15 protein-coding genes are annotated in these 14,253 nt (G+C 37.0%); 7 read left to right on the top strand and 8 right to left on the bottom strand.

The annotated features are described in order from the left end of the window. The first annotated feature begins 13 nt into the window (after positions 1-13). Both ACLMCG_RS12995 and ACLMCG_RS13000 read left to right on the top strand, forming a co-directional pair. On the top strand, positions 14-721 hold the full coding sequence (locus ACLMCG_RS12995; protein WP_413959844.1) for a pseudouridine synthase: 708 nt from the start codon (positions 14-16) through the stop codon (positions 719-721). Between the two features lie 363 nt (positions 722-1,084). Next, entirely contained in the window at positions 1,085-2,122 is a 1,038-nt protein-coding gene (locus ACLMCG_RS13000; RefSeq protein WP_413959845.1) for a quinone-dependent dihydroorotate dehydrogenase, read from the top strand. Between the two features lie 30 nt (positions 2,123-2,152). On the opposite strand, the gene ACLMCG_RS13005 is transcribed toward ACLMCG_RS13000, so the two are convergent. Together ACLMCG_RS13005 and ACLMCG_RS13010 are read right to left on the bottom strand one after the other, a co-directional pair. Further along, complete coding sequence (locus tag ACLMCG_RS13005) at positions 2,153-3,043, bottom strand: hypothetical protein (RefSeq protein ID WP_413959846.1); 891 nt, start codon at positions 3,041-3,043, stop codon at positions 2,153-2,155. An 18-nt stretch (positions 3,044-3,061) separates the two neighbouring features. Further along, positions 3,062-4,306 carry a DUF445 domain-containing protein gene (locus ACLMCG_RS13010; protein ID WP_413959847.1) on the bottom strand — a complete coding sequence of 415 codons (1,245 nt, stop codon included), beginning with the start codon at positions 4,304-4,306 and terminating at the stop codon, positions 3,062-3,064. A gap of 83 nt (positions 4,307-4,389) precedes the next feature. On the opposite strand from ACLMCG_RS13010, the gene msrB reads away from it, so the two are divergent. After that, positions 4,390-4,929: a peptide-methionine (R)-S-oxide reductase MsrB gene (msrB, locus tag ACLMCG_RS13015; RefSeq protein WP_413959848.1), complete on the top strand. Its 540-nt coding sequence runs from the start codon at positions 4,390-4,392 to the stop codon at positions 4,927-4,929. Positions 4,930-5,056: 127 nt separating this feature from the next. Then, positions 5,057-5,812 (top strand): murein L,D-transpeptidase catalytic domain family protein, encoded by a 756-nt coding sequence (locus tag ACLMCG_RS13020; RefSeq protein ID WP_413959849.1) that lies wholly within the window; start codon positions 5,057-5,059, stop codon positions 5,810-5,812. Positions 5,813-5,845: 33 nt separating this feature from the next. On the opposite strand, the gene ACLMCG_RS13025 is transcribed toward ACLMCG_RS13020, so the two are convergent. Together ACLMCG_RS13025 and ACLMCG_RS13030 are read right to left on the bottom strand one after the other, a co-directional pair. Continuing rightward, positions 5,846-7,219 carry an ATP-binding protein gene (locus tag ACLMCG_RS13025; RefSeq protein WP_413959850.1) on the bottom strand — a complete coding sequence of 458 codons (1,374 nt, stop codon included), beginning with the start codon at positions 7,217-7,219 and terminating at the stop codon, positions 5,846-5,848. Beyond that, a complete protein-coding gene (locus ACLMCG_RS13030) occupies positions 7,216-7,902 on the bottom strand; it encodes a response regulator transcription factor (protein WP_213277721.1) in 687 nt (228 codons plus the stop codon). Before ACLMCG_RS13030 ends, ACLMCG_RS13025 begins: the two co-directional genes overlap by 4 nt. A gap of 238 nt (positions 7,903-8,140) precedes the next feature. Between ACLMCG_RS13030 and ACLMCG_RS13035 the strand changes: the two genes are divergently transcribed. The 3 genes from ACLMCG_RS13035 to ACLMCG_RS13045 are packed head-to-tail and all read left to right on the top strand — an operon-like array spanning position 8,141 to position 10,400. Next, positions 8,141-9,469 (top strand): hypothetical protein, encoded by a 1,329-nt coding sequence (locus ACLMCG_RS13035; protein WP_413959851.1) that lies wholly within the window; start codon positions 8,141-8,143, stop codon positions 9,467-9,469. A gap of 10 nt (positions 9,470-9,479) precedes the next feature. After that, positions 9,480-9,899 (top strand): Dabb family protein, encoded by a 420-nt coding sequence (locus ACLMCG_RS13040; RefSeq protein WP_413959852.1) that lies wholly within the window; start codon positions 9,480-9,482, stop codon positions 9,897-9,899. Positions 9,900-9,920: 21 nt separating this feature from the next. Then, positions 9,921-10,400: a hypothetical protein gene (locus ACLMCG_RS13045; RefSeq protein ID WP_223598376.1), complete on the top strand. Its 480-nt coding sequence runs from the start codon at positions 9,921-9,923 to the stop codon at positions 10,398-10,400. 155 nt (positions 10,401-10,555) lie between these two features. Here the strand turns inward: ACLMCG_RS13045 and fabF are convergent, their stop codons facing one another. From fabF to ACLMCG_RS13065, 4 genes are read right to left on the bottom strand one after another with little or no spacing between them, the layout of a single operon-like run. Further along, on the bottom strand, positions 10,556-11,797 hold the full coding sequence (gene fabF, locus ACLMCG_RS13050; protein WP_213277724.1) for a beta-ketoacyl-ACP synthase II: 1,242 nt from the start codon (positions 11,795-11,797) through the stop codon (positions 10,556-10,558). 2 nt (positions 11,798-11,799) lie between these two features. Continuing rightward, a complete protein-coding gene (locus ACLMCG_RS13055) occupies positions 11,800-12,225 on the bottom strand; it encodes a PaaI family thioesterase (protein ID WP_223598378.1) in 426 nt (141 codons plus the stop codon). Positions 12,226-12,235: 10 nt separating this feature from the next. Beyond that, positions 12,236-13,504, bottom strand: coding sequence for an acetyl-CoA C-acetyltransferase (locus tag ACLMCG_RS13060; protein ID WP_413959853.1), 1,269 nt, complete (start codon positions 13,502-13,504; stop codon positions 12,236-12,238). Positions 13,505-13,514: 10 nt separating this feature from the next. Continuing rightward, on the bottom strand, positions 13,515-14,120 hold the full coding sequence (locus tag ACLMCG_RS13065; RefSeq protein ID WP_413959854.1) for a TetR/AcrR family transcriptional regulator: 606 nt from the start codon (positions 14,118-14,120) through the stop codon (positions 13,515-13,517). Positions 14,121-14,253: the final 133 nt, after the last annotated feature.

Here is a 14,253-nt window from a genome sequence, read left to right on the forward strand (position 1 = left end):
CTACTTTTGCACCATGTTAGAAATTCTTTATCGAGATGAACACCTTATTGCAATCAATAAACCCAGTGGATTATTGGTTCATAAATCCTTCTATGCAGGAGAAGCCGATACCTATGCTATCCAGGAGTTGAAGAAACAGATTGGACAAAAAGTTTATCCTGTGCATCGGTTAGACCGGAAAACTTCGGGTGTTCTTCTGTTTACCTTAGATAAAGATACCCTTAGGACAATGAGCGAACAGTTTGCATCACGCGAAGTGGAGAAAAAATATCTGGCCATTCTTCGTGGCTGGGCAAAAGAAGAAGAAACCATCGATTACGATCTGGTTAATGAAAATGAAGTCAAGCAAAATGCTGTTACGTATTATCGTCGTTTGCAGACTTCAGAAATAGATTTACCCTTCTTAAAACATCAGACTTCAAGATATTGTTTGGTAGAAGCCATTCCTGAAACGGGAAGGTTTCATCAGCTGAGAAAACATTTTAAACATATTCTGCATCCTATTTTAGGCTGTCGTAAGCACGGCTGCAATAAGCAAAATAAATTGTGGCTTCAGACATTTGACATCAATAAAATGACGCTCCATGCCCATCAATTGATTTTTAATCATCCTGTTTCTAACGAAAGAATTACGGTAAATGCCACTATAGATGAAGAGTTCAAAAGAGTAGGGGATATCCTGAAATTTGATCTGAGTGCATACTCTTCATTAAAACTTTAAGATTTTAATATCCTTGTCAAGGTTTTAAACCTTGACAAGGATGATGGAGGTATTTCTCTGTTTCTATTGCTTTAACGCAATGTTCGCAAAGTTTAATTAATGATTTTTATTTCCGATCGCAAAGGCACTTCGTTCAGCAAGGCTGATAGCGCGTACTTCGCTTAGTGAAACGTCCTTGCGAACAAAATGTTTTCAGGATGGTCATAATCGTTTGCGATCATAGCGTTAAAAAATCTCACTTATTAGTAGAATATATAGTTGTTTTATAGTTTATAGATACTATATATCAGCCATTTTGATAAAATATCATAGGTTAATTGAGCATTAATTTTAAAATGAGTAATTTTGTAAAACTTTTTTTCAATGTACAAATCGCTCATTCGTCCAATTCTTTTCAAATTTGATCCTGAAGATGTTCATCACTTTACATTTTCAATGCTTAAGAATTTTGGATTCCTCACAAAATTATTTTTACCAAAACCTATTGAAGACAAACGTCTGGAAAGAGAAGTTTTCGGATTGAAATTTAAAAATCCTGTAGGATTGGCTGCCGGTTTCGATAAAAATGCAATTTTGTTCAACGAATTGGGAGACTTAGGTTTCGGATTTGTAGAAATCGGGACGGTAACCCCAAGAGCTCAGGCCGGAAATCCAAGAAAAAGATTGTTCCGTTTGATAGAAGATGGCGGAATTATCAACAGAATGGGATTCAACAATGAAGGTCTTGAAGCGGCTATTGAAAAACTGAAATCTAACAAAGGAAAAATAATCATCGGTGGAAACATCGGAAAAAATACAGATACAAGCCCGGAAAACTATACTCAGGATTATCTGGACTGTTTTGAAGGTCTTCACCCTCACGTAGACTACTTTGTACTGAATGTAAGCTGTCCCAACGTTGGAAGTCACGCCAAACTTGAAGATGTAGAATATTTGAGAGAGCTGATTACAGAAGTGAAGAAGATCAACCAGTCAAAATCTGTACAGAAACCTATACTCCTGAAAATTGCACCGGATCTTAATAATAATCAATTAGACGAAATCATTGATCTGATTGCAGAAACAAAGATTGATGGTATTGTGGTTTCCAATACTTCTGTCAACAGAGAAGGTCTGAAAACCTCTCCTGAAGTTTTAGAACAGATAGGAAACGGAGGTTTGAGCGGAAAGCCTATCCGTGAAAGAAGTACAAAAATGATCAAATACCTTTCTGATAAAAGTAACCGAGCATTCCCAATCATTGGAGTAGGAGGAATACATTCTGCAAAAGATGCCATGGAAAAATTGGATGCGGGAGCCAGCCTGATTCAGCTGTATACAGGCTTTATTTATGAAGGACCGGAACTGATTAATGATATAAATAAGGAACTTCTGAAAAGAGCAAGCAGATTACCTAGATAAAATAAAAGAGAGTTTACACAACTCTCTTTTTTATTTTGACTTTATAATGGAAGCTTTTTTAATATCTACAGTAAATGTATAGGCGGGAGAAGAGAAAGATTTACCTACTTTATATTGTATCGTTTCTTTATCCTTTGATTTTGTTTTCGTCGTATCATAAATATTTTCCCAGCAGCTTTCAGTTAGGAATTCCTCGTAGTTTTTATAATTCCAGTCTTTTGTAAAATAAAGAACTCTGTAACCTTTTTCACCATCACTTGCCCCACATTGTCCGCAGGCGTTAAAATTTGAAGTCTGCTCAAAATACAGAAGGACCCTGTTCCCGTTTTCCCCTGAAGAGTAGGAAACAAGTTCATTTCCTCCGGCTTTATTAATGAAGTCGAATGTATTGATCTTTTTATTATTGGGCAGGAACAGATAATTGTTGAGGCGGTAAATCATTGCATTACCCGTAAATAATTGCATAGGCTGAGTTTTTTTGCCCATCGAAAAAATCCCGGTAATCGGGTTGTTTTTCATGCTGATATTTTCCAATATAATAGATTCCAGAGGAGCTAACTTTTGTGCTATTTCATTCGTTTTTTCTACTTTTTGCAGCGATGTGATCTGATCTTTTAAAATCCTGGAATTCTGTTTCTGTTTAGTCCCGAAATTATATAATGACAGGTCACCATAATAATCATATATTCCGGTGAGCGGGATTTTCTTTTTGTATTTATCGTAATAATACCATCCGTCAACATAATGCTGATACTGATCACAATCTACAATGCCTGTGTAATTAAGTTGCATGGTAATAGGTATTCCTCCAATCTCTCCGGTGAAAATCTGTGAAGAATCAGTTACTTTCTTTAATTCAACTTTTTGACTGAGAAAAAATGTGAGACTTAAAGAAAATAATAAAGTAAATATTTTTTTCATGGTTGGCTGTCTTAGTTTTTAGAGGAAGAAATGGGCGATGGTGTAGATAATAAGCCCTACCAGACCGCCGACCAGCGTTCCGTTGACCCGGATAAACTGCAGATCTTTTCCCACTTCCAGTTCCAGTTTTTCACTAAGCTCTTTTCCCTGCCAGTTTCCAACGGTTGTACTGATGAGGTTCCCGAATTGGTGGGTGTTTTTCAGAATATATTTATAGGCCGTTACCCGAACCCAATGATCTATTTTGTTCTGAAGGTTTTCATCGGTCTTTAAGTTTTGTGCAAATTCATTCAGGTTTTTAGAAAGATAGTTTTTCAAAGCGGAATGCTCCTCCTGAAGCTCTTTCATCAGTGTTTTTTTGATAGAAACCCAGATGTCGTTGGAATATTCATCCAGTTTGTCATTTTTCAGAAGTCCGTTTTTGATGGTTTTAAATTCCTCATCCCATTTCGGGTCTTCTTTCAAATCCATAGAAAACTCATGGATCTTCTGAGTAATCAACCCTCTTACCTCATGCTGCGGATCTTCTTCTATTTCTTTAAAAAAATCAGAAAGTCCGTCGGCAATTTTATCTGCAATTTTATTATCTACAAAAGAAGGGATGAATGTGTAACTGCCTTTTTTTACACGGTCTTTGATCATTTCATCGTTCTCAATGATATATTCTTTGATTTGTTTAGAAAGATTGGTAATGATTCTCTGATGGTCATTTTTTTCAAGAATATAACCGATTCCGTTTCCTACTACTTTATTAAGCTTTATATCATCCGTCATTTCAGACACCTTTTTGCTGATAAACTGACTTACCGTGGAATCATCAAGCTTATTAAGAATATCAAGAACGATATCTGAAAGGTTTTTAATCAAAATATTCTGGCTCTTTTCCTTACCCAGCCATTCACCTACAAAATTGGAAACTTTAAGTTTTTGGATATAAGGACGTATATTCTGGGGAGAAAGAAAGTTACCTACTACAAAACTTCCAAGGTTGTCCCCCAATCTCTGTTTACTGTTTTCAATCAGGTTGGTATGGGGAATCGGAAGGCCGAGAGGATGACGGAATAATGCGGTTACAGCAAACCAGTCAGCCAAAGCCCCAACCATAGCAGCTTCGGCAAAAGCACGAACGTAGCCGATCCAATGAGAGCTATCAGACTTCTGTAAAATAGTGGTAACAATGAAAATAACAGCCATCAGAACGAATAATCCTGTGGCAAATGCTTTATATTTTCTCAGTTGTTTTCTTTTTGCTTCGTCATTCATATTCTCAAATTTACTAAATTTGGTTATGAAACCGTTTAATCTTAATAAAAGCTTTTAAACCTCAAAACTTTTGTGGTTAAAGAATGAAATTTACGATGAAATTTTTAGTTTCAATCACCCTATTATTTTTTCTGCAGGCATGTACGCAGAAATACGAACCTATTAAAATCTCCTCTATGGAAAATACAGAAGCAAAAAACAATCCATACTATTCCAGAACAGATACTACAAAACTTAATGTTTCCAATGATGAATGGAAAAAAATCCTCGCGCCAGACTTGTATGCAATTGCCAGAGAAGCGGCAACAGAAAGAGCTTTTACCGGAAAATATAATGAGTTTGATGAGATCGGAGAATATTATTGCGCGGTGTGCGGAAATCACCTGTTTCGCTCTACATCCAAATTTTCCAGCAGCTGTGGCTGGCCAAGTTTCTTTGAAGCGGATAAAGAAGGAGTTTATTATGTGAGAGATCAGTCTTATGGAATGGATAGAGTAGAGGTTCTTTGCAAAAGATGTGACTCCCATCTTGGGCATGTTTTCGATGATGGGCCGAAGCCTACAGGACTGCGTTACTGTATGAATTCTGTAAGCCTGGAATTTGTGGCGGATGAGCAAAAATAAGACTTTTAATTCACAGAATCAGGACGTTAAAGTTTCTTAAATAGCGTTAAACTTTTTAGAGTTATAACCCCCTGGTAATTATGTTTTTATAATTTTGCCCCACTAATTTGGATTTACATATTATTGAATGAAAGGATTTTATAGCGTATTAGGCCTTGTTTACATGGTGACGACTTCATTCTACATTTCTCCAAGAATGGCGGTGAAAAGTGAGAATGTCAATACAACGAAAACAGAAAAAGCAGCTGAAACGAAATCTGAGAAGAGCACAACAGCTGTATCTTCATCAGAAGCACTATACCAATCAATTGCATTTGATCCTGAACATGAATTGAATTATGAAGTGTTCTCAAAAGCATTGACTGGGTATGAAAATTTAAAAAAAGCAGGATTGCTTACCCAAGACTCGCATTTATTAACTATCTGCGATTTTTCTATGTCTTCTAACACAAAAAGACTTTGGATCATTGACCTGGAAGACAAAAAAGTTCTGTTCAACTCATTGGTAGCACACGGAAAAAATACAGGCGAAGAATTTGCGACGAATTTTTCTAACAGGGAAAGTTCGTTACAGAGCAGTTTAGGATTTTATATCACGGATGCAACTTATCAGGGTGATAACGGATATTCTCTGAAGCTATTGGGAATGGATAAAGGGTTTAATGATGCGGCTTACAGAAGAGCAATTGTATTACATGGTGCTGATTATGTAAGCGATGCATTTGCAGCCATGCATAAAAGAATTGGAAGAAGCTGGGGATGTCCCGCGGTTCCAAGAGAACTGACACAGTCTATCATTAATACGATTAAAGGTAAAAACTGTCTGTTCATCTATTATCCCGATCAGAATTATCTTTCTTCCTCAGAATGGTTGAAAGCATAAAAATAAAAAGCAGTCAGTTTTTTGACTGCTTTTTTATTTTTTTGAGGGAAATGTTACAGTAAATACACTTCCTTTTGACACTTCAGAATCGATCGTCAATTTGCCTTCGTGTATTTCTATAATCCTTTTTACAATGGAAAGACCGATGCCGTTTCCTTTTTCGAAATTCTTATTGGAACCCCGGTAAAACAAATCAAAAATTTTCAAAAGATCCTTTTCTGAAATACCAATCCCATGATCAATAAAACGGATTTTTATATGGTCCGAGTTGGTCTCTATTTCAATATGGCAGCTTTTGTCTGCTGAATATTTACAGGCATTTTCTATCAGGTTAGAAAAAGCAACCTGCAGCAGGTAAGGATTACCATGAAAATCATAATTGTTTTCATCATCATCTGACGCATTACCCATATAATTGATCCCTATTTTGTAGCTGACATTTTTTTGCAGCAATGCAAGCTTGGCTTCTGCCAAAATCTCATCCAGACGCAGATTGGTAAGACTGATCTGTGATACATCATAGCTGGCTCTGGCGAAATCCAGCAAAGCAGAAGAAAGCTCCGATGCATCATTGGCATCCTGAAGAGCATTGTCAATAGAAAGCTTATAGTCATCCAACGTTACATTTAGTTCCTTGGCAAGCTCCAGCTCTGCAATTAAGGTGGAAAGTGGAGTCCGGAATTCATGGGAAATGGTGGTGACGAATTGTTTATGATTATTAAAAGATTTTTCCAGCCTGTTGAAAGTGGAATTAAAAGTTTCAGTCAGTTCATAAATCTCATCTTTTGCTTTGGGAATATCCAGCCGTTTATTCAGATTATGCTCTGAAATATCGCGGATCTGGAGAATAATATCCTTTAAGGGCTTAAGGGTATAGTATGAAAAAAGAAATCCTATAATAAAAATGATGACAATGGAACTGATATAAATGATGATAATATCTTTTTTAAACTCAGAAATATGGGCTTTTCCTGTGACGTCTAATGCACTTCCAATGATATAATATTTTTCTCCGTTTGATTGAAACTGAATGGCAATATACTGACGGTCGCCCTGCTGCCAGAATATTCTGTTTTTATTGGATCTGATAATTTTATCCAGATATTTTTCATTGCTTTTGAGAGGAGGAACATCCGTGAAAGTAAGCTCTTTTTTACTGTTATAAACACTGATGTCTGCCTCATTCAGCAACTTTTGGTTACGCTGGTGAAGCTCACGGATTTTTTCATCACTGATTCTGACATCGAAGATAAATTCTGACCTCCAGATCACCTTATATCCTAAACGGTCGTTAAACTCATCCTCCCTGTTCTTTTCAGATACAAAATAGAGAACATAAGCAAACAAAAATAAAATGCCTGCAGTAAGGATAGAATAAATAAGTGCTGTTCTGGTTGCTATTTTCATAATTGTGAAGCAAAAATAAATCCTACTCCGGGTTTGGTGTGAATCAGTTTATGATCAAAATTTTTATCAATCTTTTTCCGTAAATAAGCAATGTAGACATCAATATAGTTGGTTCCTGTGTCAAAATGATTTCCCCATACATTTTCTGCAATTTCTTCACGGGTAAGAATTCTTTCGGCATTGTTTACCAGAAATACCAAGAGTTTAAATTCTTTGGGAGTGAGTTCTATTTCCGTTCTATTTCTGAAAACTCTGTTGAATTTTTTATCAATCTTCAGATCATGATATTCCAGATCGGTCAGATATGCTTCTTTATTTCTGGCTGATCTTCTTTGCAGAATAGCCTTGATTCTTACGTAAAGTTCCCTGATTTCAAAAGGTTTTACCATATAATCATCCGCTCCGGCGTCAAATCCTTCAATTTTTTCATCAATCGTGCCCAGAGCGGTGAGCATAATGATGGGAAGGTCAGGGTATTTCTCTTTGATCAGTTTGCATAGATCAATACCGCTCATTTTTGGCAGCATAATATCTGTAATCGCCAGATCGAAAGAAATTTTATTTAGCAGGACAATAGCATCTTCTGCATCTTCCGAAATATACACCTGATATTCCTGGCTCTCCAGTCCTCTTTTCAAAAGGCTTGAAACACGCGAATTATCTTCTACAATTAAAATTTTCATAAAGAAATACTATAGGATATATACCTCGGTTTTCAAATTTTTTTTGATTTTAAAAGCTTGATTTTCATCTGTCCCCAAAGCACTGTACAAAGGTATTTCATATTTTTCTTTTATCAGAAAACATTAACCCTTTTAATAGTTTTCTATAAGGTTTCTAATAGATTTCTAATACCTGTCCAGACATTCCCGATCTAATTTTGTCCCGTTGAAATCAACAAAAAGATAAGAATAGAAAAATATGAAGACTACCTCTTTCAAAACTGCAATTGCTTTGTTTTCCTTAGTGGGACTCATGGGAAAATTAGAAGCTCAGAAAAAAAATGACTTTAATAACCCCGGATTAACCCATTACTTCAATGAAGAACACTCACGATATATTTCTCTTAGCGGATATGCAGAATTGTGGGCCAGATATACACAGCTTAACCCCGGAAGCCTTGTCAATAATGAGGCAAAATCGGATTTGTCTGACCTATCTCTTCGAAGAGTTCGTGTAAAAATGACTTATAAGCCCACCGAAAAGCTGATGTTTGTTTTGCAGGGAGGAACCACCAATGTGAATGTAAATGCTAAAGGAAGTAATTATTTTGACCTTCTGGATGCTTATGCTGAATATGCTTTTAATGATAAGATTGCTTTTGGTGCAGGGCGTTCCACGTGGCGCGGTCTTTCAAGATTTACCACAGGACCTCTGAATACGCTGTTATATGATCTGCCGGCTTATGCAACATCCAATGCAGGGACTACAGATTATACAGTAAGGGAACTGAGTGCCTATATTAAAGGGCAGCTTGGAAGATTTGATTACCGTTTGGTGGTAGCCGATCCTTACACCATGGCAACTTCAGATCCGAAACTGAATGTAGCTTCCTTCAGTAAAAATTCTCCGGGAAAAGACTTCTCCGGGTATTTCAGATATGCTTTTTTAGATAAAGAGAATATTTCTACACCTTTTAATTCCGGAACCTATGTAGGAAAAAAGAATGTATTGAGCCTGGGAGCTGGTTTTGATTACATTCACAATGCATTATGGCATATGGATGCAGGCAAAAATACAGTGAATGATGATATGAAAAGCTTTGCGGTAGATTTATTTTATGATGCGCCGCTGAACAAAGAAAAAGGAACGTCAATAAGCGCATATGGAATGGCGATGCATAACGACTATGGACCCAATTATATCCGGTATGTAGGAACCAATAACCCTGCAACTTCTGTAGATGTTACACAAGCGAGTTTGAATGGAGCAGGAAATGCAATGCCTGTTATCGGAACCGGAAATACGTATTATGTGCAATTGGGAGGTACACTTCCTTATCTTGATAAAGAAAAGAAAAACCTGCAGCTTCAGCCTGCTGTAGGAATGCAGCTATCTGATCTGAAAGGACTTCATGACAATGCAGTGATTTATGATGCCGGAATCTCCCTGCTGATGAACGGAATGTCTTCCCGGTTAACCTTTGACGCCCAGAACAGACCTGTTTATACCAATGATCCTTCAAACAATGCTGTAGTTACTGACCGGAAATGGCAGTTTGTCCTTAAATACAGAATAGATTTTAATTAAATAAATGACAATGGAAAGAAGAAAATTTTTATTCCGCTCAGTCCAGGCCTCTGCCCTGCTGCTGGTTTCAGGAAATATGTTTGCCTCTGCTTTACCCATGTTTAACCCTATAAAAAAGAAAAAAATGTACTTCCATTATTTGTTGTTCTGGCTTAGAAAAGATCTTTCGGAGTCTGAAGTAAAAGAATTTGAAAATTTTTTTGAAGGTCTTAAAAAGCTTCCTTATCAGAAAAATCTCCGTTATGGAAAGCCTGCTGCTTCCACCCCGAGAAGTGTTTTAGACAGCACATTTACTTATAATGCTTCCATGGAATTCGATACTCTGGAGGAGCTTGAAGCATATGGAAAGCTTCCTGAACATCTGGCTTTGGTTCAGAAATATAAACCCTTTTTTGAAAGAATGCTGGTTTACGATACTGTTTATAATTAAAAATAAAAAATTAAATTTATAATGAAAAACATCATGAAAGGCTTAAGCCTTGTTTTAGTAGTAAGTACTGTAGGATTTATGAATGCACAACACAAAAACCATAAAAATGTAAGTGTCACTGCGGAAACCTCCACTGAGTTTATTCCTGCCATAAGACTAATCAACCATCCTGACGGATCATGTGCTTTTGAGAAAGGAAAAATACCTACTCTTAAACACATGAATACCACTACATTCTGGATGAGCAATAAAACGGAAGAGTGGGAAAAAAATGCACATCCGGCGCCCAGAAGACAATATGTGATTACCATCAAAGGAAATATAAGATTTAAAGTAACAGATGGTTCCACTTTTATAATTAAACCTGGCGTGGTTCTTCTGGCTGAAGACCTTAAAGGAACCGGTCACAGCTGGGATATGGTGAAAAGCAAGGAGTGGGAGAGACTTTATATTCCGATTGCTGAAAATGCCGATGATTTTTTTATCCCGGATGCCCAATAATTACAAGTCATTTTCTTTTTGGGAAAATATATAATTCGTTATGTTTTGAAGCAGCCAGTTTTTGGCTGCTTTTTTTTTTAGATTTAAAATCAGTTATAAAATAAAAAATCCCTGCATGATTTTCATACAGGGATTTTTATTATTATTTAATCAAATTAACTGAATTTCTTAAATACTACGGTGGCATTATGTCCTCCAAATCCAAAAGCATTGCTTAAAGCGTAGGTAATATCTTTTTCCTTTGCTTCTCCAAATACAATATTGATATCCTGCGGAATATTCTCATCAATGCTGTGAAGATTGATTGTTGGAGGAATAATTCCGTTTTGAATGGCTTTAATAGAAAGAATGGCCTCTACAGCTCCTGCAGCTCCCAACAGGTGTCCTGTCATGGATTTTGTGGCACTGATATCCAGGTTTTTACTTCCTTTAAACAATTTATTAATTCCATTGAGCTCAACCAGATCTCCAAGAGGAGTAGATGTTGCATGAGGATTAATATAATCAATATCATCTGTGTTGATTCCTGCTTCATGAAGTGCTAATTGCATAGCTTTGATTGCGCCTACTCCGTCCGGATGAGGTGCCGTCATATGATAAGCATCCGCTGTCATAGCTGCTCCTACCAATTCCGCATATATTTTTGCTCCCCTTGCTTTAGCGTGTTCATACTCTTCAAGAATCAATGTTCCCGAACCTTCACCCATTACAAAACCGTCTCTCTCTGCATCGTAAGGACGACTGGCTGTCGCGAAATCATCATTTCTTGTAGACATGGCTTTCATAATAGAAAATCCACCGATAGAGGCAGGAGAAATAGCAGCTTCAGAACCACCGCTTACAATGACTTTTGCTTTTCCTAGACGGATATAGTTAAAGGCATCCATCAACGCCGTATTTCCTGTTGCACATGCAGAAACTGTTGTATAATTAATTCCCTGCAAGCCATATTTCATAGAAATCATTCCTGATGCCATATTGGCGATGAATTTTGGCACAAAGAAAGGATTGAATCTTGGCGTTCCGTCACCGGCAGCAAAATTCATGACCTCGCTTTCGAAAGTCCACATTCCACCTTGTCCTGTTCCCCAGATGACACCTACGTCAAATGGATCCATATTTTCCAGTTCAAGTCCGGAATCTTTAAGAGCTTCCGCGGTAGAATACATTGCATATTGTGAAAATAGATCACTTCTTTTGATTTCGTTGTGTGTTAAATGGAGTTTTGGATCAAAATTTTTAACCTCACAAGCAAAATGTACTTTAAATTTTTCCGTATCGAAATGGGTAATCTGATTTGCTCCACTCACTCCGTTGATACTGTTTTGCCAAAATTCTTCGACATTATTTCCCAAAGGCGTCACTGCGCCAAGACCTGTAATGACAACTCTCTTCATACTTAGTTATTGATTTTGAATAAATTCGAGGTTCCTCTTGCGATTAATCGTGTTTTATCTGCATTCCATATTTCGCATTGTGCATTTACGAATTGCTTACCTCTTTTAATGATTTTAGTTTCAGCTACAATATTATCATTTTCTTTTGCAGTTGAAAAATAATCTATGACATTATTTATAGTGGTAATGAAAGAATTTTCATTTAAAGAAAACATGGTGGCGCCAATAATATCATCAACAATAGCAGCGGTAACGCCGCCGTGAAGATTACCTATAGGATTCAGCCACTCCGGTCTTACCGTATATTGAAATTCCAGTTGACCTTCCTCGGCGGAAAGAACAATTGGGTTCAGCCATTTCATAAAAGGAGATGGTGACTGATCGAATTCTTTTCCGATGAATTGCTGTAATTGTGCTAATCTATCCATACTTTCAATTTTATTTCTCTAAAATCATGGTTACTCCCTGTCCACGTGCTGCACAAATGGATATAAAACCTTTTCCACTGCCTTTTTCGTGAAGTAATTTTGCCAGCGTTGCGATAATTCTTCCTCCTGTTGCGGCAAAAGGATGGGCTGCAGCAAGACTTCCTCCTTTTACATTCAGCTTACTTCTATCAATCTTCCCAAGTGCCTTTTCCAATCCGAAATTTTTGGCAAGATCATCGTTTTCCCAGATTTTTATGGTGGCCAAAACCTGTGCAGCAAAAGCTTCATGGATTTCGTAGTAATCAAAATCTGAGAGATTCATCCCTGCTTTTTTCAGCATTCTCTCAGCAGCAAAAACGGGTGCTAAAAGTAAATCCTGTTTATTTTCAACATATTCTATCCCTGCCAACTCTGAAAAGGTGATATAAGCTAAAACAGGAAGATTGTTGGCTTTTGCCCATTCTTCACTGGCCAGTAAAACTGCCGAAGCTCCATCCGTAAATGGTGTCGAATTTCCTGCTGTTAAAGTTCCGTTTTGCTTATCAAAAGCTGGTTTCAATTGTGACAGTTTTTCAATACTGCTGTCACGTCTTAAGTTATTATCTTTATCTAAGCCAAAAGCGGGAGTCATCATATCATCAAAAAATCCTTCATCATAAGCTTTTGCCATATTCTGATGACTTTTTAACGCTAATTGATCCTGTTCCTCTCTTGATATATTGTAATATTTTGCTGTAATTTCTGTGTGTTCACCCATTACCAGACCTGTTTTAGGTTCCTGTCCTTTATAAGGAATGGGCATCCAGTCTTTCAGTTTCGGGCTTAACAGTTGTTTTAATTTCCCGAATGCTGATTTTTCTTTATTCGCTTTTAACAAAGCTTTTCTTAATCGAGGTGAAGATTCAAACGGGATGTTGCTCATTGCTTCCACACCACATGCAATACCGCACTCTATCTGGCCCAGAGCAATTTTATTTCCAATGTAAATGGCAGCTTCAATTCCTGTATCGCACGCCTGCTGAAGATCACATGCAGGAGTTGCAGGATCAAGAGTGGTATTCATTACGGTTTCCCTGATAAGGTTGCTTTCAGAAATATGTTTGATAACAGCACCTCCGGCAACTTCTCCGAGCCTTTTTCCTTTAAGATGATAACGATCTATCAATCCGTTCAGAGAAGCGAGCAGCAGATCCTGGTTTCCCTGTTCTGAATAAGCGGTATTCATTCTGGCGAAAGGAATTCTATTGTATCCTATGATGGCCACTTTTTTTGTTTCCATATTGTATAGTTTATGATGGAAGAATATTGAGTTCATGATCAATCATGTGGGCAATTTTGTCTAAAGCGTGGTTTAGAAAGCTTTGATCACCCATTGTTTTTGAAAGCAGTATTCCGCCTTCAATAAGCATAATAAATAAGGAGGCATATTGCTCAGCATTGATTTTTTTATCAATTTCCCCATTCTGTTGTCCCTCCAGAATAGTGGCTGATATTTTGACCATCCATTGTTCAAAGGATCTTTTAACCTGAGTTTTTAATGCCGGGAAAGAATCATCTGCTTCTGTTGCAGCATTCATTAATGGACATCCGCCGTTGGCGAATACGAACTTCCAGTTTTTTCGGTAAAACGCTACAAAAGCATGAAGCTTATCCACGGATTTAGGATATTCTTCACCAAAAGAACGGCTAAGGGTTCTGCTCAATAGTCCGGCATTGTATTTATAGACTTCAATCGCTACTTCATCTTTGTTTTCAAAATTTCCATAAATACTGCCTTTCGTCAGTCCGGTTACCTGGGTAATGTCGGACAGCGAAGTCGATATATAACCCTTTGTATTAAAAAGAGTTGCTGTTTTCTCGATGATATGCTGTTTTGTTTTTTCTGCCTTCGACATTATTAATGATTGTATATGCAAATATACAAAAATATACCACTCGGTATATTTTATTTAGGATTTTACCAATACAGATATTATGGGCTTTAAATTTTGGCTAAAGCCACTGGAATTGTTTTTAAAATAAAAAACG

This window comes from Chryseobacterium sp. S90 (assembly GCF_047444895.1).
GTDB lineage: Bacteria > Bacteroidota > Bacteroidia > Flavobacteriales > Weeksellaceae > Chryseobacterium.